Raw genomic sequence first — 20,746 nt, 5'->3', positions numbered from 1 at the left:
CCGCAATTGTCGGCGCTTGCATTTATCCAGCGTCTGCAACTATTGTGGACGCACGCTAAGCGCTCCTGCAATCGTTTGGGAAGGTGTACCCCCACATGCCTCTCGCGCTTCTGGCCCTCGCGATCGGGGCCTTCGGAATCGGAACGACCGAGTTCGTGATCATGGGTTTGCTGCCCGAGGTCGCGAGCGACTTCGGGGTCTCCATCCCCACGGCGGGCCTGCTCGTGACCGGCTACGCCCTCGGCGTGGTCATCGGGGCCCCGATCATGACCGTGCTCGGCACCAAGGTCCCGCGCAAGCGCATGCTGATGCTGCTGATGGGCCTCTTCGTCGTCGGCAACCTGCTCTCCGCGGTGGCCCCGGTCTTCGCGGTCATGCTCATCGGACGGGTGATCGCTTCCCTCGCCCACGGCGCCTTCTTCGGCATCGGCTCGGTCGTCGCGGCCGAACTGGTCGCACCGGACAAGAAGGCCGGAGCCATCGCGATGATGTTCACCGGCCTGACCATCGCCAATGTCGTCGGCGTGCCGCTGGGCACGCTCATCGGGCAGAGCGTCGGCTGGCGCGTCACCTTCGGCATCGTCGCCGCGCTCGGTGTCGTCGGGCTCGCCGGTATCGCCAAGCTCGTTCCCGAGCTGCCCCGCCCGCAGGGCGTGCGGCTGCGCCACGAGCTGGCCGCCTTCAAGAACGCCCAGGTGCTGCTCGCCATGGCGATGACCGTCCTCGGCTTCGGCGGTGTCTTCGCGGCCATCACCTACATCGCGCCGATGATGACCCACATCGCCGGGTTCTCCGACGGATCGGTCACCTGGCTGCTGGTCCTGTTCGGCCTCGGCATGGTCGGCGGCAACCTCATCGGCGGCAAGTTCGCCGACCGCGCCCTGATGCCGATGCTGTACATCTCCCTGGGCGCCCTGGCCGTCGTCCTGGCGCTCTTCACGCTCACCGCCCACAACAAGATCGCGGCGGCGGTGACCATCGCGCTGATCGGCGCCCTGGGCTTCGCCACCGTGCCGCCGCTGCAGAAGCGCGTCCTCGACCAGGCACACGGCGCCCCGACGCTCGCGTCCGCCGTGAACATCGGCGCCTTCAACCTGGGCAACGCCCTGTCCGCCTGGCTCGGCGGTGTCGTGATCGCGGCCGGCTTCGGCTATGCGTCCCCCAACTGGGTCGGTGCCGTCCTCGCCGCTGCCGCGCTGCTCCTCGCCTTCCTCTCGGCCGCCTTGGAGCGGCGGGACGGTACGCACGGCACCGTGGTCGCCTCCAGGACGTCGGCCGAGCGGCGGACCGCCGTCCACCACTGAGCCGCTCGCACTCCGGACGCCTCACTCCCCGTAATCCCACCGTCGTCCGTACCGGGCCTTTGTCCCGGTACGGCAAGCACCGCCCCAGAGCACCATCCAAGGAGACAGCTCCATGAGCACCACCGCCGTCGCCCCGCTCACCATCGAGGACGCCGAGCTGCTCGTCGCCACGGCCCGCCGGGCGGCAGAGGACGCCGGAGTCACCGTCAGCGTCACCGTCCTGGACGCGGGTGGCCACCTGCTCGCCTTCCGCCGGGACGACCGGGCCGTGCTGATCTCCGGCGAGACCAGCACCCGCAAGGCCTACACGGCCCTCCAGCTGAATGCGCCCACCGCCGACCTCGTCGACGCCGTCCAGCCCGGCGGCCTCTTCCACACCCTGCCCACCGCTCTCGACCGGCCTCTGCTGTTCATCGCGGGCGGTGTCCCCGTCCACCGGGACGGCCGGCTGATCGGCGCCATCGGTGTCGGCGGCGGTGCGCCGGAGCAGGACCACGGGTTCGCCACCGCGGCCGTGGCGGCGCTCGCCTGACCCGGTAGCCGGCCTCGTGACGCCGGCTCCGCCGCCTTCGGGCGGCGGGGCCGGCGCACGTCCGTACGCGGATCAGCCCGCAGCGACGGTCAGGGGTGCGAACCGCCGGGTCCAGTCCCCTGGCAGCTCCGGGATGCCGTAGGTCATCACCGAGTTGAAGGCCACCGAAGCCATCCCCCGCTCCTTGGCCCAGTCCAGCAGCTCCTCGTGGCGCACGTCGATGTCGGTGCGCAGGGGGCGCTCGGTACGGGCCGCCAGCGAGGCGATGAGCGCCTTGGCGGTCTCCGTGTCCCGGGCGATCAGCGGGCCGACGACATGGGTGTCCATGTTGGGCCACGCGGCGGTGTAGCCGATGAGCCGGCCGGCCTCCTCGGCGACCCGCAACTGATCGGCGAAGGCGGGCAGCCGGGTGATGAGAGGCGTTCGATCGGTGCCGAACACCTCCTCGTCGAGGCGCACGATCGCCGGGAGGTCCTCCGCGGTGGCGGCACGCGTGACGACCGCGGGCTCCCGGCCGCCGGGAGTGAAGCGGCCCCTCAGCATCTCGGCCCGGCCCGTCACCTTGAAGCCCAGCTCCTCGTAGAGGGGTCGGCCGTTGGGGGTGGCGTGCAGGGTCAGGGGAGTGGTCCCCATGACCGAGACGACGTGCCGCATCAAACGGCGGCCGACCCCTTGACGGGCATGGCGCTCGGCCACCAGGACCATGCCGATGGCGCCGAGATCCGGCCGCCCCCACGCGCCGTACTCCGTGACGACGCAGGCGGCGACCAGACCGCCCTCGGGGTCGTCGATGCCGTATCCCTTCCCGGCGGTGAGGAGGAAGCCCCACTTGTGTTCCTCGCGTGGCCACCCCCGGTCTTCGGACAGGTCGGCGCAGGCGGTGAGATCGCGAAGCGTCAGACGGCGGATGGGCAGATGGGTGAGGGAAGGAGTTGGCACGCAGGTCAGGCTGTCCGAACGGCGCCCCTGCCGTCCACCTGTTTCGATGCAGACGCACGTGCTTTTGGCCATCTCATGGCCATCCGTACAACCATCGGACAGCTGTGCGGTGTTTCACGTGAAACACCGCACGACCTCACTAGCCTCGGCGTCGTGACCAGACTTCATCTGTTCGACATGGACGGCACGTTGCTGCACGGGACCACCGCTCCGCTGGAGATATCGCGCCAGTTGGGCCTGGAAAGCGAGACGGTGGCCCTGGAGCGGGCGATCGCGGACGGGCGGATCGGACCGCCGGAGTATGCCGCGCAGGTGTACGACCTGTGGGCCGGCCTGACCGACGCGCATGTGCGGGCCGCGTTCGAGGCGGCTCCCTGGCTGGCCCGGATCCGCGAGGTGTGGGCGCGGATCAGGAGCGCGGGCGAATACTGCGCGGTGGTGTCCCTCTCGCCCTCCTTCTTCGTCGAACGCCTCCTGGACTGGGGTGCCCACGCGGCCCATGGCTCCCGTTTCCCGGCCGTACCGTTCACCGAGCCCGTCGACCCGTCCGGGGTGCTCAACGCCGCCGCCAAGGTGGTCATCGCGGAACGGCTCTGCGCGGAATTCGGCGTGACCCGCGCGGACTGCGTGGCGTACGGCGACTCGGCGTCGGACAAGGAGTTGTTCGCCGCCGTGCCGGTGTCCGTGGCGGTCAACGCCGACTCCCACGTGGCCGGCCTCGCCACCCACTCCTACTCGGGCCTGGACCTGTGGGAAGCCTATGAACTGGTCGGACCGGCGCAGTAGTCCCAAGAGGCCGTTGCCGGCACCCGGAGTCGTGCTCCTGTTCGCCGGCCCCGCTCATCCGAGGTCGGGGGCGTGCATGGCCCGTACTCCTTCGATGTTCCCGTCCAGGTAGTGACGCAGGGACAGCGGGACGAGGTGGACGGAGGCGATGCCGACGCGGGTGAACGGGACGCGGACGATCTCGTACTCACCGGCCGGTTCCTCCACTTCGGGGCCGTGCCGCAGGGCCGGGTCCATGGACTCCAGCCGGCAGACGAAGAAGTGCTGCACCTTCACACCGGTCGCGCCGCCGTCCTCACCGATGTGCTCCACCGTGTCCACGAAACACGGCACCACATCGGTGATCTTGGCGCCGAGTTCTTCGTACACCTCCCGGTGCAGGGCGTCCACGACGGTCGAGTCCCCGGGTTCGACCCCGCCACCGGGAGTGACCCAGTAGGGATCGATGCCGGGCTTGGTGCGCTTGATCAGGATCAGGTCGTCACCGTCCAGGAGAACGGCACGGGCGGTGCGCTTGACCACGGGTCGGACGGTCATGGGAGAAATGTGGCCCCGCTGGTTCCACGTGAAACATCGCAAAGCGCCACGAGCCGACCGCTGTGCGTACACGGCGCCCGGGCGGCCTCAGCACCAGGCCGTGGCCGCATGCCGGAGCCACTCGTGGGCCCGAGCGACATGGGGCAGGGCGAGTGTCCCGGTCCGCACCACCAGGAAGTACGTGCGCAACGGCGGCACCACCGGGTCGAGCAGGGTGACGACCGCGCCCTGCTCCAGCGCACGCGCGCACAGATAGCGGGGCAGCACCGCCAGCCCGGCCCCGGCGCTCGCACAGGAGAGCACCGCCCGCAGATCCGGGACGATCACCGTGCCCGTGGCGGCCGGGGCGCAGTCGAAGACGGAAGCCCAGTAGCGCGAGACGAACGGCAGCGACTCGTGGACCTCGACCACGGGCAGGTCATCCAGGGCCGGCGCGCCCTTCAGTCGCACGGTGTCCGCGCCGATCCGCTCCGCCCAGCGCGGGGCCGCGACCAGTACATGCTCCTCGTCACACAGCGGAGTGGCCGACAGCAGGGCACCGCGCGGCCGGGTCGTGCTGATGGCCAGGTCGTGCCGGCCGCAGGACAGCCCCTCCAGCGTCTCCTCGGCCGTGCCGAAAGAGACGCGTAACGTCAAGCCCTGGCCGTCGTCGCCGGTCAGCCCGGTGAGGGCGGGCAGCACGCGTTCGGTGGTGAACTCTGGAGGGCCGGCCAGGTACAGCGTCCGGGACGAGGAGTCGTCGTCCAGCCCGCTCTCCGCTATCTCGACCAGGGCGTCGAGATGCGGCGCTGCCCGGTGGGCGAGTTCGTCACCGATGGTCGTCGGGGTCACTCCCCGCGCCTGGCGGAGGAAGAGCGGCCTGCCGAGCTGGCGCTCCAGTGTGCGGATCTGCGAGGTGACGGCCGGCTGGGACAGGCCGAGCAGAGCGGCGGCGCGGGTGAAGGAACCAGCCCTGTGCACGGTGACAAAGGTCCGCAGCAAGGCCAGATCCATGGCGTGCCCTCCCTGTCCCTGCCCTCCTCGCCCTTCCGCCGGCCGCCAGGCAGGCACCAACTATAAATATGTCGATACGTCCCTGTCGCTACCGTGATTGGACACTGACGCAGAGTCAACTAGCCTTGTCCGAGCGGTCTTTCCACCCGGGCCGCAGGCGGTCCGAGCCACGAGGGGGGGAGGCTCGGACCGTCCCGGAACGGCGGCCGGCCACCGCGAAAGGAACTACTCGGCGGACTCGTCCAGGGCGCGCAGGACGTCGGCCACCAGGTCCTCCGGGTCCTCCGCGCCGACGGACATCCGGATGAAGCCCTCCGGGACGTCGTCCCCGCCCCAGCGGCGGCGGCGCTCGGCCGTGGACCGCACCCCGCCGAAGCTCGTCGCGTCCTCCACCAGGCGCAGGGCCGCGAGAAAACGCTCGGCACGCGCGCGCGTGGGCAGCGTGAAGGACACGACACAGCCGTAGCGCCGCATCTGCCGTGCCGCGACCGGGTGCGAGGGGTCGTCGGACAGACCGGGGTAGCGCAGACCGGAGACCTCGGGCCGCTGCCGCAGCGCCTCGGCGACCGCCAGGGCGGTGGCGTTCTGCCGGTCGACGCGCAACTGGAGCGTGGCGATGGACCGGTGCGCGAGCCATGCCTCCATGGGCCCGGAGATCGCGCCGACGATCTTGCGCCAGCGGCGCACGGCGGCCATCGCCTCGGCGTCGCGGCCGGCCACGTAGCCCAGCAGGACATCACCGTGCCCGGTGAGCTGCTTGGTGCCGCTGGCCACGGAGAAGTCGGCGCCCAGCTCCAGCGGGCGCTGTCCGAGCGGGGTGGCGAGGGTGTTGTCCACGGCGACCAGCGCGCCACGCGCGTGTGCCGCATCGGCCAGCCGCCGGATGTCGCAGACGTCGAGCCCGGGGTTCGACGGGGACTCGATCCACAGCAGCCGTGCCCCGTCCAGCAGCTCCAGCTGGGCGTCGCCGCCGGTCGGCGCGGTGCGCACCTCGATGCCGTAGGCCTCCAGCTGGGCGCGGACCAGCGGCAGCACCTGGTAGCCGTCGGAGGGCAGCACGACCGCGTCGCCGGCTCGCAGCTGCGAGAACAGCACGGAGGAGATCGCCGCCATGCCGGAGGCGAACACCAGCGTCTCGACGTCCTCCTGCCCCGGTGCCTCCAGCTCGCCTATGGCCCGCTCCAGCAGGGTCCAGGTCGGATTGTCGTCACGGCCGTACGAGTACGGTCCCGTCACCTCGCCGGGCAGGTGGAAGTGCGCCGCGAACACCGGGCCGGGCAGGGTCGGCTCGTGCTTGACCGGCTCGGGCAGTCCCGCCCGTACCGCGCGCGTGCCGTCGCCCGTGCGGCCCTCGTCCTTCGTGCCCTCGCTCATGCGGCCCGTCCTTCCAGTTCGTCCTGTACGGCGGCGAGCAGCCCGCTGCTCGCCGCCTCCACCATCTCAAGGCACTCCTCGAAGCCGTCCCGGCCCCCGTAGTACGGGTCGGGTACGTCGAGGTCGGGACCGGCAGCGGGGTCGTAGGAACGCAGCAGTCGGACCTTGCGGGCGTCCTCCTCGGTGGGCGCGAGGCGGCGCAGGGCCCTGAGGTGGCCGGTGTCGAGGGCTATCACCAGGTCGAGCCGGGAGAACCACGACGGCAGGAACTGGCGGGCCGTGTGCTCGCTGTCGTAGCCGTGTTCCTCCAGGACCGAGACGGTGCGCGGGTCGGCCGGCTCCCCCTCGTGCCAGCCCCCGGTGCCGGCGCTGTCGACCACCACCAGATCCTCCAGACCGGCCTCCGCCACGCGCGCGCGGAAGACGGACTCGGCCATCGGGGAACGGCAGATGTTGCCGGTGCACACGAAACAGACGCGGTAGGTCATGGCGCGCTCAGTCCTCGTCGGGCAGGACGACGTGCAGCGCCCAGGAGACGACGGAGACGATCAGACCGCCGAGCACGGCCGTCCAGAAGCCCTCCACATGGAAGCTGAGGTCGAGCTTGCCGCACACCCAGGAGGTCAGCAGCAGCATCAGCGCGTTCACGACCAGGGTGATCAGCCCGAGGGTCAGGATGAACAGCGGGAAGGTGAGTACCTTCACGATCGGCTTGACCAGCCAGTTGACCAAGCCGAAGATCAACGCGACGGCGATCAGCGTGCCGGCCTTCTTGGCGGTGCTGTCACCGGTCAGGGTGATCTTGTCGAGCGCCCATACCGCGACCGCCAGGGCACCCGCGTTGGCGATCGTCTTGACTAGGAAATTCCTCATGTGTCTGATCGTGGCAGACCAGGCGGAACCCGGCCGGACAGCGGCGGGCGGGACCGCGAGGAGCAGGGCGACGACGAGCAGTGAAGCGAGGACGGCAGCGGCGATGAAGGCATTCCGGCTGGATGACCTGGAGGCGGAGCGCGCCGCCAACGACGGCGCCTACCTGCAGTTCCTGCGCGAGCGGAACATGTCGGTCGGCCTGTACGCCCTGGACGCGGGAGAGCAGGACCCGCAGAAGCCGCACCACCAGGACGAGGTGTACTTCGTGGTCAGCGGCCGGGCCTCGCTCACGGTCGGCCTCGAGACGACGCAGGTGGCGCGGGGCAGCGTCGTGTACGTGCCCGCCGGGGTCCCGCACAAGTTCCATCACATCAGCGAGGACCTCAGGGTGCTCGTCGTGTTCTCTCCGCCCGAGGCGTGAGCCGGGTGCCCCGGATTCCCTAGGGGACGGATCAGGGCAGGACAAGGGATGCCGGGCCCCCGCTCGGTCCCTTCGCGGCCCTAGCATCGAGTGCGTACCACAGACAACGCACGAGAGCGCAAAGGACGAGGCGATGCGAGAGATCTTCGCGGGGCTGCCGTGGTGGGTGAAGTGGGTCGCGGTGCCGGTCATCGCCCTGGTCGTGTTCGGAGGTCTGATAGCGAGCGTGGTCGGGTTCGTGATCGGCCTGCTGTTCAAGGCGCTGGTCTTCGTCGCCCTGGTCGGCGGCCTGATCTACATCGTGCGGAAGTTCACCGGCAACTCCTCGTCGCGCAGCGGGTGGTGAGGCACCCGGTCATCGGTCAGCGGTGACGGGGGCGGTTCCCTCGGGGGAGGGAAGTTTCGGTCCGGAGCGGTTCCGGCGCGCTGGCGGACGGTTAAAGTCCGGAACCCCCCACCGGCTCCGGCTCCGTGGGCGGCGCCACCCCCCCCGTGCACGTCCTCTCGCACGGGCTCCCCCTCGCGCTTCGGGAGTGACCCCCTTGGCCATCGTCGACACCGCACCGGCAGCACCCCCCGCACCCGCCGTCGCACCGCGCCCCTGCGCACCCCCTCTCCAGCGATCGCCTTCCCCGCTCGTCCCCGGCCAGGGCTCCGCGCCCGCGGCGGACAGCCCCGGCCCGCCGCCAGCCGCGGATGTCTGCGGGCCACCGTCGTCCGCCGGCCGGCCGGCACCGCGGCCCGTGCCCGCCGCCACGCTCATCGGCTCCGTCCAGCGCGCCATGCGCCTGCTGGAGACCGTCGCCTCGCACGCCTACGGCGCTCCCGCCAAACAACTCGCCCGCGAGACCGGGCTCGCTCTGCCCACCACCTACCACCTGCTGCGCACCCTGGTGCACGAGGGCTATCTGCACCGGGACAAGGGACTGTTCTTCCTCGGTGACGCCGCCGAACGCCTGGCCCGCGGCGGAGCACAGCAGAAACGTCGCAGCATGGTGGCGGACACGCTCGCGCACTGGCGCGATTCCATCGGTGTGCCGGTCTACTACGCGATGTACCGGGACGGCGAGATCGAGGTCATGTGCGTCTCCGCCTCCCGGCAGGCACCGGCGGTCGAGGAATGGGCGGACTTCCGCGAGACCGGCCATGCCCACGCCATCGGACAGTGCCTGCTCTCCCAGCTCGACGAGGAGGCGCGGCGCGACCATCTCGCGCGCTATCCCGTCCGGCCCCTCACGCCGTACACCGTGCGGGACGACGACGCGCTGCTCCGGCGGCTGGCCCGGACCCGCCGGATGGAGCCGACGGTGGAGCGCCAGGAGTACGCCGTCGGGACGGTCTGCGCGGCGGTCCCCATCACAGTCGGCGCCACCGCAGCCACGATGGCCCTCTCGCTCCCCGCCCACCAGGCCGACCGGCTGCTGCCCGCCGCCCGCCGGCTGCAGACGGAGATCGGGCGTCACCTGGGCACGCTCACGCTCTCTATCAGTATCTGAAAACTCACTCCTTGTAATCTACTGTGTACGTTCAGCAAGATTTGAGCACGGTCAGAGGGATCGATCCCGGCCAGTCGACGTCATATGACGGGGTAGTCAATGCGCGAGTCCGTACAGGCAGAAGTCATGATGAGCTTTCTCGTGTCGGAGGAGCTCTCCTTCCGCATCCCGGTGGAGTTGCGCTACGAGACCAGTGATCCCTATGCCGTGCGGCTCACCTTTCATCTGCCCGGCGACGCGCCGGTGACCTGGGCCTTCGGGCGCGAACTGCTGGTCGACGGGGTCGGCCGGCCGTGCGGGGAGGGAGACGTGCGCATCTCCCCCGCCGATTCCGAGGTGCTGGGCGAGGTGCTGATCCGTCTTCAGGTCGGCGGCGACCACGCCCTCTTCCGCTCGTCGGCACCCCCGCTCGTGGCCTTCCTCGACCGCACGGACAAGCTGGTGCCGCTCGGGCAGGAGGGCGCCCTGGCCGATTTCGACGCGCATCTGGACGAGGCCCTGGACCGCATCCTGGCCGAGGAGCAGAGCGCCGGCTGAAGCGCTACGGCGAGGGGGCGCTCCGCCGGTCCCGCGCGGCGCGCCGCAGTAACGCTTCTGCGCGACGAGCACCGGTCTCGGCGGCGCCCATCGCGCTGCCGGACCAGGCGACGCTCATCGCGGCGGCGGAACCGCCGGCGCTCACCGCTTCCGGCGCCGCCCCCGGCCCCCGCGCGCCGGCGCGGGCCGGGCCCCGGCGGATGCCCCGGCCGCCCCGGCGTCCGGGGCGGCCCGGTCGGCCGACACCACCAGCGCGGCCAGCGCCGTGGTGACCGGGACCGAGGCGACCAGACCGATCGAGCCCACCAGCGTGCGCACGATCTCCTCGGCCACCAGCTCGCTGTTGGCCACGGTCCCGACGCTGCTCTGCGCGATCGAGAACAGCAGCAGCAACGGCAGCGCGGCACCGGCGTAGGCGAGCACCAGGGTGTTGACAACGGACGCGATGTGGTCGCGGCCGATCCGGATGCCCGCCCGGTACAGCCCGCGCCAGCCCATCGACGGGTTGGCCTCGTGCAGCTCCCAGACGGCCGAGGTCTGGGTCACCGTCACATCGTCCAGGACGCCGAGCGAACCGATGATGACCCCGGCCAGCAGCAGACCGCTCATGTCGATCGACGGATACAGGCCGTGGATCAGACCGGTGTTGTCGTCCGTGTTGCCGGTCAGCGCGGCCCACCCGATGAACAGCGAGCCGAGCACACCGATCAGCGCCAGCGATATCAGCGTGCCGAGCACCGCCACCGAGGTACGGGCGGACAGCCCGTGACACAGATACAGGGCGATCAGCATGATGGCGCTCGATCCGATCACGGCCACCAGCAGCGGGTTCGACCCCTCGAGGATCGCCGGCAGGATGAACAGCGTCAGCACCAGGAAGCTGACGGCCAGCGCCACCAGCGCCATGACACCGCGCAGCCGGCCCACCAGCACCACGGCCACCGCGAAGACCCCCGCGAGCAGCGTCATGGGGAACTTCCGGTTCACATCGGTCACCGCGTACTGCAGCTCCTTCGGCGCCGAGGGCTCGTAGGCGACGACTACCTTCTCGTCCTGGTGGAGCTGGCGCGACTGGTCCGGCTGCACGATCTCGGTGAACGTACGGCCCTTGTCCTTGCCGGTGTCGACCCGGATGGTGGCCTTCTTGCAGGTGCCGTCGGCCTGCTGCTGCGCCGAGCTGCCCTCGGCCGTGGAGGTGTCACCGGTCGGGGGCACACCGGAGGCGTTCGCCGAAGCACAGCTCAGCTCCACGACCCGGGTGACCGTGGCCTGCTGGGTCTGCCGGTCGAAGCCGACGCCGGTGCGCTTGTGGGCCGGGGCCTGTCCGGGCCAGAGCACGACCAGGCCGACCAGGACCGCCGCGGTGAAGGGAACCAGGATCGCCGCGATGACCTTGCGCAGATGCTGGGAGACGGGAGCGGCCGGGCCGTGGCTGTGGCTGTGACCGTGCGCGTGTCCCTGCCCGGAAGCGGCTCCGTGGCCGGTCTCGGCGGCCTGGTGACCGTGCCCGGTGCCCTGCTCCGCGCCGTCTCGGCGGTGCGGGTCGGGCGGCTGGTAGGGGTACTGCTCCATGCTGGTCACCGCCCGATCATCCCAAGAACGCAGGGGGGCCCACTGTTCACCGCGCCATACATGGCGCTAGCGTGGAGGCACCTTTGCACACGCGGGAGCTCGGAGCACCGGGCTGAGAGGGCGCTGACCTCCGTGGATGCGATGTTTCACGTGGAACGAGCGATGTTCCGCGGGGAACGTCGGCCGACGGAAACCGCTGCGTCGACCGCCGAACCTGTTACCGGGTAATGCCGGCGTAGGGAGTAGGTCTCATGACCAACAAGGACGCACGCACGCCTGCCTCCGCCCAGGACGAGAAGTCCACGGAGGCCGGGAAGTCCATCGGCTGGCACAAGGCGTATGTCGAGGGCTCGCGCCCCGACCTCCGGGTGCCGGTCCGTCAGGTGCATCTCACCAACGGGCAGTCGGTCACGCTGTACGACACATCGGGCCCGTACACCGATCCACTCGTCGAAACGGACGTCCGCAGGGGCCTGCCGCCGCTGCGGGAGAACTGGATCATCGCCCGCGGCGACACCGAGGAGTACGCGGGCCGGCCCGTCCGTCCCGAGGACGACGGGATCAAGCACACCTCGCCGCGCGGCGGGCTGCGCAACCTGGACGCGGTCTTCCCCGGCCGCCCGCGCCAGCCGCGGCGGGGGCGCGACGGTCAGGCGGTGACGCAGCTCGCGTACGCCCGCCGGGGCGAGATCACCCCGGAGATGGAGTTCGTGGCCCTCCGGGAGAACGTGTCGCCCGAGGTGGTCCGCGAGGAGATCGCGGCCGGCCGGGCCGTGCTGCCGGCCAACGTCAACCACCCGGAGATCGAGCCGATGATCATCGGCAAGCGGTTCCTGGTGAAGGTGAACGCCAACATCGGCAACTCGGCGGTGACGTCCTCCATCGAGGAAGAGGTCGAGAAGATGACCTGGGCGACCCGCTGGGGCGCCGACACGGTCATGGACCTGTCCACCGGCCGCAACATCCACACCACCCGCGAATGGGTGCTGCGCAACTCCCCCGTCCCGATCGGCACCGTGCCGCTCTACCAGGCGCTGGAGAAGGTCGACGGCAAGGCCGAGGAACTGACCTGGGAGATCTACAAGGACACCGTCATCGAGCAGGCCGAGCAGGGCGTGGACTACATGACGGTCCACGCGGGCGTCCGGCTGCCGTACGTCCCGCTCACCGCCAACCGCAAGACCGGCATCGTCTCGCGCGGCGGCTCCATCATGGCCGCGTGGTGCCTGGCGCACCACAAGGAATCGTTCCTGTACGAGAACTTCGAGGAGCTGTGCGAGATCCTCGCCGCCTACGACGTCACGTACTCGCTGGGTGACGGCCTGCGGCCCGGTTCCATCGCCGACGCCAACGACGAGGCGCAGTTCGCGGAGTTGCGGACGCTCGGGGAACTCAACCGGATCGCCAAGAGTTTCAACGTACAGACGATGATCGAGGGCCCCGGGCACGTCCCGATGCACAAGATCAAGGAGAACATCGACCTTCAGCAGGAGATCTGTGATGAGGCTCCGTTCTATACGCTCGGCCCGCTGACCACGGACGTCGCGCCGGCGTACGACCACATCACCTCCGGCATCGGTGCCGCGATGATCGCCTGGTGGGGCACGGCGATGCTCTGCTACGTCACGCCCAAGGAGCACCTGGGCCTGCCCAACCGGGACGACGTCAAGACCGGCGTCATCACCTACAAGATCGCCGCGCACGCGGCGGACCTCGCCAAGGGGCACCCCGGGGCGCAGGAGTGGGACGACGCGCTGTCCGACGCCCGTTTCGAGTTCCGGTGGGAGGACCAGTTCAACCTCGCCCTGGACCCCGACACGGCACGGGAGTTCCACGACGAGACCCTGCCGGCCGAGCCCGCCAAGACGGCCCACTTCTGTTCCATGTGCGGCCCGAAGTTCTGCAGCATGAAGATCTCGCAGGACATCCGGCGGGAGCACGGCGGCAACCGGGCCGAGATCGAGGCGGGCATGGCCCAGAAGTCGCAGGAGTTCGCGGCGGCCGGCAACCGGGTGTACCTGCCCATCGCCGACTGAACCGGCCCACCGTGAGCGCACCGCGCCCGCCAGACCGTGCGCGGTGCGCGACCGGGTGGCCGGTGTCCGGCCGGGTCACGCCGGTGCGCGGCCGGGTTACTCGGGGCGGTGTTCCGGGCCGCCGAAGTCCGGGCTCGTGTAATCGGGGCTGGTGTAGCGGGGGCGGCCGGACGCCGTGCCGTCGCCCGGGCTGCTGAAGCCGGGCCGGTCGTAGCCCAGACGCGGGATGCGGCCGCTCGGTGCGGGCCGGACCGGGTGCTGTGCCCCGGCGGGGCCCGCCTCGGCCAGTGCCTCCCGGAGGAAGGGCAGGATGCCCCGCTCCAGCAGGGCGTCCCGCCAGGCATCTCTGGCCCGCTCCACCTCCGCCTCGTCCGCCCTGTCCAGGGCCCGGACGTCTGCCGGGGCGCGGTTGCGCAGGGCGGCGAGCAGCAGTCCGGCGGCGGCGACCAGGGCCGTCGCCGCGGTCAGCGCGCCGAACACCCAGCCGGTGGCGAGCAAGGTGCGGGCGAGGGTCTGCCCGGAGCTCAACGCCCGCAGGACGTAGCCGACGAGCAGGAAGATCGCCGCTGCTGTCCCGGAGAGGACGGGCGCCAGCACGGCGAGGACCGCGGCGGCGCCCGCGCCGGTGTCCTCGGCCGCCTCGTCGGGCGGGGCGCCCGTATCCGGCGCGGTCGGACCAGAGAGCGCGGCGGCGGAGTCTCCGGTGGCCGCCGGGGCGGACAGCGCCGGGTGGCGTGGTGTGTCGCGGAGTTCGGCGTAGTGCCGGTACTCGGCCGCCGCGACCGCCGTGATCAGGGCGGAGGCTTCCAGTGCCATGGTGCGCAGTTGAGCGGTGGTCAGCGGGCGGCCGTTGGCGGCCGGTTCCGGTCGGTGCGGTGCGGAGCGCAGCGCCTCGTCGAGCAGCCGCTCGAATTCCCGGAGGTCCTCGCTCTTCAGGTGCTGCGGAAGGCTGTTCATCTGCATCCCCCGATGCTCCGTAGGGCTTGGGGCTCGCGCGCCGACTGCCGTCGGGCAGAAACGGAGGGGAGCCTGCTACGGACAAGCCGATGGTAGAGCCGTGACGGCGCGCGATGACAGGGGATTGCCGGAAATTGGCCTCCGGCCTGCGCGTACGCGGTCGGGGGACGTCTGACCAGGGAACGCTCAGTCGTTCAGCGGGAGTTGCTGGACCAGCAGCTTTCCGGCCATGGTCACTCCGCCGTCCATGGCGATGGCGAGACCGTCGGCGTAGACGTGCGGCCCCTCGACGACCGGGCCGGTGCCCTCCTCGCCGTCCTCGGAGCCGACCTCGCCGAGGAGGTAGGGGATGGGGCTGTGCCCGTGAACGACGCGGGTACCGCCGTACGTGTCGAGGAGGGTGCGCACGGCGTCGGAGCCGCCCTCGTCGCGGAAGGAGAAGCGCTTGGTGAACTTGCGGAACAGATCCCAGACCTCGTCGGCGTCGTTACGGGTCAGGGTCTCGCGGACGGTGTCGTTGACCGCCTCGATGGAGTCGCCGTAGTCGAGGTAGGCGGTGGTGTCGGAGTGGATGAGCAGGTAGCCGTCGACCACCTCCACGGCGTCGAGGCGGGCCATCCACTGCAGATGGTGGTCCTGGAGGCGGTCCATGTCGGTCTTCTGGCCGCCGTTGAGCAGCCAGGCCGCCTGGAAGGTGGCGGTGCCCGCGCCGGAGTTGACGGGGGTGTCGCCGAACCGTTTGGCGCCGAGCAGCAGCAGCTCGTGGTTGCCCATGAGGGCCTTGCAGTAACCGCCTGCCGCGGCGGCCTCCGCGGACAGCCGCATGACCAGGTCGATGACGCCGATGCCGTCCGGGCCGCGGTCGGTGAAGTCACCGAGGAACCACAGCCGGGTGGTGCCGGCGCACCACTGGCCCGAGGCGTCGATCAGGCCCTGCTCCTGCAGGGCGGCCACCAGCTCGTCCAGGTAGCCGTGGACGTCGCCGACGACGTAGAGCGGTCCGGGCCCGGTCGCGGGCTGCGGGGCCGGCGGGGCGGGGACCGGCTCGACGGGGAGCTGGAGGGTGTCGCCGCGGTTGATGACCGGCAGGTCGCGCTGGGTGGGGGTGTAGCCCTCGGGGTACGCCTCGTCGCCGGCCGGGACGGCGTTGCCGGGGTGGGTGCCGTCGGCGTACGGACCGGTCTCGTGCACGTACGCGGGTACCCGGAAGTCGCGCAGCGTCGCCGTCCGCTCCGCCTCGGGTCCCTGACCGGCCCCCTGAGTCATCAGACCCCTCCACCATCGCGCCGCATCTGCACCGCTTCGGACTGCCTGGTCGCAGCGGTCCGCGGTGTCGTGGGGCCCATCATAGGAATGCGCGTCGCGCCGTGTGATGACCCAGGGGTGGTGAATCGGAACAAGACTCCGGTTCACCGCGGCTTTCGCCCTGTTTGGGCAGATGTTCGACCGGCTGTCGGCCGATTGATCCCCCGGCCGACCGGTTCTCGCGCCGCACCGGACGTGCCCCGTGCCGCGTCCGCCGCGCCGCCCCGGGACGTCCCGGGGCGCTACCGGTCGTCCGGGGTGCGTGGCGGGCTGACCGTCGTGCGCGGGGACCGCCGTTGGGAGGAGGTGCGCACGATCAGCTCGGTCGGTATCACCTGCTCGACCGGCTGCTCGGACTCGACGCCCTCGATCGCGTCGATGAGGAGCTGGACGACGGCGGTGCCGATGCGGCGGGGCTTCAGCGACAGTGTGGTGACGGGCGGCTCGGTGCTGGCGTACATGGTCGACTCGCTGCAGCACACCAGCAGCAGGTCGTCGGGGACGCGCAGGCCGTAGCGGCGGGCGGCGGCGAGCAGATCGGTGCCGTTGGGGTCGAACAGCCCGTAGACCGCGTCGGGCCGGTCGGGGCGGGCGAGCAGCCGGTCGGCGGCGACGGCGCCCGCGCACGGGTCGTGCGCCGGGTACGCCTCGTAGACCGGGTCCTGGCCGACCCGTTCGCACCAGCGCAGGTAGGCGGTGGTGGACAGATGGGTGTAGGTGTCCGTCGAGGTGCCCGTGAGCAGGCCGATGCGGCGGGCGCCGGCGTCGGCGAGATGGTCGAGGATGCCGAGTACGGCGGCCTCGTGGTCGTTGTCGACCCAGGCGGTGACGGGAAGGGAGCCGGCCGGGCGGCCGTCGGAGACGACCGGCAGTCCCTGCCGGACGAGCTCGCTGACCACCGGGTCCTGGTCGGAGGGGTCGATGACGACCGTGCCGTCCAGGGCCACGTTGGACCAGACGTCGTGGCGGGAGGTCGCGGGCAGGATGACCAGGGCGTAGCCGCGGGCGAGTGCGGCCGAGGTGGCGGCCCGGGCCATCTCCGCGAAGTACGCGAACTCCGTGAAGGTGAAAGGTTCATCCCCGTAGGTCGTCACGGTCAGGCCGATCAGGCCCGACTTGCCCGTACGGAGGGTCCGGGCGGCGGCCGAGGGCCGGTACCCGAGTCGGTCGGCGACCTCGCGGACGTGGCGCCGGGTGGCATCCGGGAGCCGGCCCTTGCCGTTGAGGGCGTCGGACACGGTCGTGATGGAGACCCCGGCGGCGGCGGCGACGTCTCTGATGCCCGCCCGGCCCGGCCGACTGCCTCGACGTGAGGTTTCCGCGCGGCTCACCTGGTGCTTCCCTGCTGCTGTCATGGCGAGCCGATAGTAGGGCTCATGCGGCGGGGTGGTGCGGCCGCATATGCCCACCTTGGGAGGCACGTTTCTGCATGGCCATATGGCGTCAAGTGCCTTAGAAATAAAGGACTTTGCGGGTCTGCAGGGTAGGACGCGATGTGCCGAGGCGTACGGACCTGCCAAGCGTCCGATGTTTCGAAGAGGTCTCAACTCACCTGCACGGGCGACGCGCGCCAGGGCGCAAGCCACCGGCGCGTAGATATATGTACGGCGCGCCCCCCGAAACGCACGCCTTCGTGCGGTGATGCCCCCGATGCCGACGGGAGCCGTGTGATCGGCGCCTTCCCCGGGGCCCGGGGGCATGGGTCCGGCAGTGCGAGCCTGTACTCAGCCGGGCCGAATCCTCTTATGGTGATGAGTATTGGAAGCCGGCGGCGTCGACGGTCCGCCGGTGATCGCGAGGAGGACTGCGGTGAGCGAGACAAGCCCCAAGCTGCGCGCCGAGCTGGAGGGTATCCCCACCTACAAGCCGGGCAAGCCGGCCGCGGCCGGCGGCCCGGTCGCCTACAAGCTGTCCTCCAACGAGAACCCGTACCCGCCGCTGCCGGGCGTGCTGGAGACCGTGACCGCCGCGGCCTGCGACATCAACCGCTACCCGGACATGTCCTGCGCCGGGCTGATGAACGAGCTGTCCGACCGCTTCGGTGTGCCGCTGTCCCACGTGGCGACCGGGACCGGCTCGGTGGGGGTCGCCCAGCAGCTGATCCAGGCCACCAGCGGTCCCGGTGACGAGGTGATCTACGCCTGGCGGTCGTTCGAGGCGTACCCGATCATCACGCAGATCAGCGGCGCCCGGTCGGTACAGGTGCCGCTGACGCCGGGTGATGTGCACGACCTGGACGCGATGGCGGACGCGATCACCGACCGGACGCGGCTGATCTTCGTGTGCAACCCCAACAACCCGACCGGCACGGTGGTGCGGCGGGCCGAGCTGGAACGGTTCCTCGACCGTGTGCCCCGGGACGTGCTGGTGGTGCTGGACGAGGCCTACCGGGAGTTCATCCGCGACCCCGAGGTGCCCGACGGTGTGGAGCTGTACCGGGAGCGGCCCAACGTCTGCGTGCTGCGGACCTTCTCCAAGGCCTACGGGCTGGCCGGGCTGCGGATCGGTTTCGCGATCGCCCATGAGCCGGTGGCGGCGGCCCTGCGCAAGACGGCGGTGCCGTTCGGGGTGAGCCAGCTGGCACAGGAGGCGGCGATCGCCTCCCTGCGCGCCGAGGACGAGCTGCTGGGCCGGGTCGGCTCGCTGGTGTGTGAGCGCACGCGCGTGGTCGACGCGCTGCGGGATCAGGGCTGGACGGTCCCGGAGACGCAGGCCAACTTCGTGTGGCTGCGGTTGGGGGAGCGCACCGTCGCGTTCGCGCAGGCCTGTGAGGAGCATGGGGTGGTGGTCCGGCCGTTCCCGGGCGAGGGTGTGCGGGTGACGATCGGCGAGGCCGAGGCGAACGACATCTTCCTGAAGGTGGCGGAGGCGTTCCCCAAGGAGCGGTGACTCGGGGGCGGCGCCGGGTGCCGTGGGAGCTGTGGCTCCCCAGGGGCACGGAAACGCCGCAAGGGACTGATCCCGTGGCGGGATCAGTCCTCGATCAGTTCCAGACGGATGGGGTCGCCGGCTCGTACGGTCGCCAGGAGGCCGGCGTCCCCGTCCAGGCCGCCGAGGATGTTGCACGGGCTCGCGAGGCGGCACTCCCCGTCGTGCGAGATCGGCGTAGGGCCGTAGGGGAGCGCGAGGGCGTTGCCCTCCGTCCAGAAGGCCACCGTGCCCGGCTCCACGACCTGGCGGGCGTCCGTTTCACGTGAAACAGAGACGCCTGTGTCGAAATACACCTCCTCACCCCATGTGCTCGCGGTCGAGGCGAGGGGCAGTGCCTTGGCGAGGGCCTGCACGGTCGGGGTGCTTGCGTCGAGGCTCGCGGTGATGCTGCCCGCGGGCCAGGAAATGCGTATCTGCATGGCGGGCAATTCAACAAGATGTTGAAGTCACTGCCAAGGTCTTGACGCTACGGCGATAGGGGGGACCCCCCTGGTTCGGCCGAAAATCAGTGCGTCATAATGGCTTGTGAATGTGAACGCGTTCACAAGCGCGTCCCGTTTGCTCCTGTATGCGGGCAACAAACAGGGGCAAACCGCCGCTGACCACGCCGTAGTAAGGAGAGTGACGACGTGGACCTGGCTTTGGCGCCGGAAACACTGGCGCGCTGGCAGTTCGGCATCACCACCGTCTACCACTTCCTGTTCGTTCCGTTGACGATCTCCCTGGCCGCGCTCACGGCCGGGCTGCAGACGGCCTGGGTGCGCACGGAGAAGGAGAAGTACCTCAGGGCGACCAAGTTCTGGGGCAAGCTCTTCCTGATCAACATCGCCATGGGCGTGGTCACCGGCATCGTGCAGGAGTTCCAGTTCGGCATGAACTGGTCGGACTACTCGCGCTTCGTCGGTGACATCTTCGGCGCCCCGCTCGCCTTCGAGGCGCTCATCGCGTTCTTCTTCGAGTCCACGTTCATCGGCCTGTGGATCTTCGGCTGGGACAAGCTCCCGAAGAAGATCCACCTGGCCTGCATCTGGATGGTCTCGATCGGCACGATCCTGTCGGCGTACTTCATCCTCGCGGCCAACTCCTGGATGCAGCACCCGGTCGGCTACAAGATCGACAAGGCGAGGGGCCGGGCCGAGCTGACCGACTTCTGGGCCGTGCTGACCCAGAACACCGCCCTCACCCAGGCCTTCCACACGCTCTCTGCGGCCTTCCTGACCGGCGGCGCCTTCATGGTGGGCATATCCGCCTACCACCTGGCCCGCAAGAAGCACATCCGCGAGATGAAGACCTCGCTGCGGCTCGGTCTGATCACCGTGGTCATCGCCGGTCTGCTCACCGCGATCAGCGGCGACACCCTCGGCAAGGTGATGTTCAAGCAGCAGCCGATGAAGATGGCCGCAGCCGAGGCGCTGTGGGACGGCCAGAAGCCCGCGCCGTTCTCGATCTTCGCCTACGGCGACGTGGAGAAGGGCCACAACAGCGTGGCCATCGAGATCCCGGGCCTGCTCTCCTTCCTCGCCGACGACAACTTCACCTCGTACGTCCCCGGCATCAACGACGTCAACAAGTCCGAGCAGCAGAAGTTCGGGCCCGGCGACTACCGGCCCAACATCCCGGTGGCCTTCTGGGGCTTCCGCTGGATGATCGGCTTCGGCATGGCCTCCTTCGCCATCGGGCTGGCCGGACTCTGGCTGACCCGCAAGAAGTTCATGCTGCCGCAGCACCTCAGGGTCGGCGAGGACGAGGTGCCGCACCTGGTGCTGTTCAAGAAGCAGGCGCTCGGTCCGAAGCTCACCCCTTGGTACTGGCGCATCGCGACCTGGACGATGGCCTTCCCGTTGATCGCGAACTCCTGGGGCTGGATCTTCACCGAGATGGGCCGCCAGCCGTGGGTCGTCTACGGCGTCCTCCAGACCCGGGACGCGGTCTCCCCCGGTGTCTCCCAGGGCGAGGTCATCACCTCGATGGCCGTGTTCACCGCGCTGTACGCGATCCTCGCCGTGGTCGAGGTCAAGCTGCTCGCGAAGTACGTCAAGGCCGGCCCGCCCGAACTCACCGAGGCCGACCTCAACCCGCCCACGAAGATCGGCGGCGACACCCGTGACGCCGACAAGCCGATGGCCTTCTCGTACTAGGCCGGGGGAACAGTC

The 20,746-nt window shown here is 70.3% G+C and carries 21 protein-coding genes and 1 riboswitch; of the genes, 10 read left to right on the top strand and 11 right to left on the bottom strand.

The genetic code is table 11. From position 1 onward, the window contains the following. Positions 1 to 95 precede the first annotated feature (95 nt). Together HB370_RS20230 and HB370_RS20225 are read left to right on the top strand one after the other, a co-directional pair. Positions 96 to 1,304 (top strand): MFS transporter, encoded by a 1,209-nt coding sequence (locus HB370_RS20230; RefSeq protein ID WP_030786305.1) that lies wholly within the window; start codon positions 96 to 98, stop codon positions 1,302 to 1,304. A gap of 112 nt (positions 1,305 to 1,416) precedes the next feature. Then, on the top strand, positions 1,417 to 1,836 hold the full coding sequence (locus tag HB370_RS20225) for a heme-binding protein (protein ID WP_030786302.1): 420 nt from the start codon (positions 1,417 to 1,419) through the stop codon (positions 1,834 to 1,836). A gap of 72 nt (positions 1,837 to 1,908) precedes the next feature. Here HB370_RS20225 and HB370_RS20220 read toward each other — a convergent pair whose 3' ends face one another. After that, positions 1,909 to 2,775: a GNAT family N-acetyltransferase gene (locus HB370_RS20220; RefSeq protein ID WP_030786299.1), complete on the bottom strand. Its 867-nt coding sequence runs from the start codon at positions 2,773 to 2,775 to the stop codon at positions 1,909 to 1,911. 153 nt (positions 2,776 to 2,928) lie between these two features. Here HB370_RS20220 and HB370_RS20215 point away from each other — a divergent pair, with 153 nt between their 5' ends. Continuing rightward, positions 2,929 to 3,561, top strand: a complete 633-nt coding sequence (locus HB370_RS20215; protein WP_030786296.1) for an HAD-IB family phosphatase — start codon at positions 2,929 to 2,931, stop codon at positions 3,559 to 3,561. A 54-nt stretch (positions 3,562 to 3,615) separates the two neighbouring features. On the opposite strand, the gene HB370_RS20210 is transcribed toward HB370_RS20215, so the two are convergent. The 5 genes from HB370_RS20210 to HB370_RS20190 all read right to left on the bottom strand — a co-directional run bounded on the left by HB370_RS20210 (position 3,616) and on the right by HB370_RS20190 (position 7,338). Continuing rightward, entirely contained in the window at positions 3,616 to 4,098 is a 483-nt protein-coding gene (locus HB370_RS20210) for an NUDIX hydrolase (protein ID WP_030786293.1), read from the bottom strand. Between the two features lie 87 nt (positions 4,099 to 4,185). Beyond that, positions 4,186 to 5,091, bottom strand: coding sequence for a LysR family transcriptional regulator (locus HB370_RS20205; protein WP_030786289.1), 906 nt, complete (start codon positions 5,089 to 5,091; stop codon positions 4,186 to 4,188). 225 nt (positions 5,092 to 5,316) lie between these two features. Continuing rightward, complete coding sequence (locus HB370_RS20200) at positions 5,317 to 6,465, bottom strand: cystathionine gamma-lyase (protein WP_030786280.1); 1,149 nt, start codon at positions 6,463 to 6,465, stop codon at positions 5,317 to 5,319. Continuing rightward, entirely contained in the window at positions 6,462 to 6,953 is a 492-nt protein-coding gene (locus tag HB370_RS20195; RefSeq protein WP_030786275.1) for a low molecular weight protein-tyrosine-phosphatase, read from the bottom strand. The genes HB370_RS20200 and HB370_RS20195 overlap by 4 nt, the downstream gene beginning before the upstream one ends. Before the next feature lie 7 nt (positions 6,954 to 6,960). Then, positions 6,961 to 7,338, bottom strand: a complete 378-nt coding sequence (locus tag HB370_RS20190; RefSeq protein WP_030786272.1) for a phage holin family protein — start codon at positions 7,336 to 7,338, stop codon at positions 6,961 to 6,963. A gap of 103 nt (positions 7,339 to 7,441) precedes the next feature. Here HB370_RS20190 and HB370_RS20185 point away from each other — a divergent pair, with 103 nt between their 5' ends. The 4 genes from HB370_RS20185 to HB370_RS20170 all read left to right on the top strand — a co-directional run bounded on the left by HB370_RS20185 (position 7,442) and on the right by HB370_RS20170 (position 9,792). Beyond that, the gene (locus tag HB370_RS20185) at positions 7,442 to 7,759 is read left to right on the top strand and encodes a cupin domain-containing protein (protein ID WP_030786269.1); all 318 of its coding nucleotides are present in this window, start codon (positions 7,442 to 7,444) and stop codon (positions 7,757 to 7,759) included. Positions 7,760 to 7,892: 133 nt separating this feature from the next. Continuing rightward, entirely contained in the window at positions 7,893 to 8,105 is a 213-nt protein-coding gene (locus HB370_RS20180) for a DUF5326 family protein (RefSeq protein ID WP_030615053.1), read from the top strand. A 397-nt stretch (positions 8,106 to 8,502) separates the two neighbouring features. Further along, positions 8,503 to 9,255: an IclR family transcriptional regulator C-terminal domain-containing protein gene (locus HB370_RS20175; RefSeq protein ID WP_280117748.1), complete on the top strand. Its 753-nt coding sequence runs from the start codon at positions 8,503 to 8,505 to the stop codon at positions 9,253 to 9,255. A gap of 99 nt (positions 9,256 to 9,354) precedes the next feature. After that, positions 9,355 to 9,792: an SsgA family sporulation/cell division regulator gene (locus tag HB370_RS20170; RefSeq protein ID WP_030615049.1), complete on the top strand. Its 438-nt coding sequence runs from the start codon at positions 9,355 to 9,357 to the stop codon at positions 9,790 to 9,792. 141 nt (positions 9,793 to 9,933) lie between these two features. Here the strand turns inward: HB370_RS20170 and HB370_RS20165 are convergent, their stop codons facing one another. Next, positions 9,934 to 11,364 (bottom strand): YibE/F family protein, encoded by a 1,431-nt coding sequence (locus HB370_RS20165; protein ID WP_030786265.1) that lies wholly within the window; start codon positions 11,362 to 11,364, stop codon positions 9,934 to 9,936. Between the two features lie 81 nt (positions 11,365 to 11,445). Next, a riboswitch (TPP riboswitch) is annotated at positions 11,446 to 11,623 on the top strand. Between HB370_RS20165 and thiC the strand changes: the two genes are divergently transcribed. Beyond that, on the top strand, positions 11,616 to 13,400 hold the full coding sequence (thiC, locus tag HB370_RS20160) for a phosphomethylpyrimidine synthase ThiC (RefSeq protein WP_030786263.1): 1,785 nt from the start codon (positions 11,616 to 11,618) through the stop codon (positions 13,398 to 13,400). It overlaps the preceding riboswitch by 8 nt. Before the next feature lie 96 nt (positions 13,401 to 13,496). Here the strand turns inward: thiC and HB370_RS20155 are convergent, their stop codons facing one another. From HB370_RS20155 to HB370_RS20145, 3 genes are all read right to left on the bottom strand, one after another. Beyond that, on the bottom strand, positions 13,497 to 14,363 hold the full coding sequence (locus HB370_RS20155) for a hypothetical protein (RefSeq protein ID WP_030786260.1): 867 nt from the start codon (positions 14,361 to 14,363) through the stop codon (positions 13,497 to 13,499). A gap of 180 nt (positions 14,364 to 14,543) precedes the next feature. Continuing rightward, positions 14,544 to 15,623 carry a metallophosphoesterase gene (locus HB370_RS20150; protein WP_030786257.1) on the bottom strand — a complete coding sequence of 360 codons (1,080 nt, stop codon included), beginning with the start codon at positions 15,621 to 15,623 and terminating at the stop codon, positions 14,544 to 14,546. 281 nt (positions 15,624 to 15,904) lie between these two features. Further along, positions 15,905 to 17,017: a LacI family DNA-binding transcriptional regulator gene (locus HB370_RS20145; protein WP_030786254.1), complete on the bottom strand. Its 1,113-nt coding sequence runs from the start codon at positions 17,015 to 17,017 to the stop codon at positions 15,905 to 15,907. Positions 17,018 to 17,471: 454 nt separating this feature from the next. Between HB370_RS20145 and hisC the strand changes: the two genes are divergently transcribed. Next, positions 17,472 to 18,551 carry a histidinol-phosphate transaminase gene (hisC, locus tag HB370_RS20140; RefSeq protein WP_030786252.1) on the top strand — a complete coding sequence of 360 codons (1,080 nt, stop codon included), beginning with the start codon at positions 17,472 to 17,474 and terminating at the stop codon, positions 18,549 to 18,551. A gap of 83 nt (positions 18,552 to 18,634) precedes the next feature. Here the strand turns inward: hisC and HB370_RS20135 are convergent, their stop codons facing one another. Next, positions 18,635 to 19,012 carry a cyclophilin-like fold protein gene (locus HB370_RS20135; RefSeq protein WP_030786248.1) on the bottom strand — a complete coding sequence of 126 codons (378 nt, stop codon included), beginning with the start codon at positions 19,010 to 19,012 and terminating at the stop codon, positions 18,635 to 18,637. Positions 19,013 to 19,222: 210 nt separating this feature from the next. Here HB370_RS20135 and HB370_RS20130 point away from each other — a divergent pair, with 210 nt between their 5' ends. Beyond that, positions 19,223 to 20,731, top strand: coding sequence for a cytochrome ubiquinol oxidase subunit I (locus HB370_RS20130; RefSeq protein ID WP_030786246.1), 1,509 nt, complete (start codon positions 19,223 to 19,225; stop codon positions 20,729 to 20,731). Positions 20,732 to 20,746: the final 15 nt, after the last annotated feature.

This window comes from Streptomyces sp. DSM 40868 (assembly GCF_011820545.1).
GTDB classification, from domain to species: domain Bacteria; phylum Actinomycetota; class Actinomycetes; order Streptomycetales; family Streptomycetaceae; genus Streptomyces; species Streptomyces eurythermus.
This window is presented reverse-complemented; position numbering and strand designations above follow the sequence as displayed.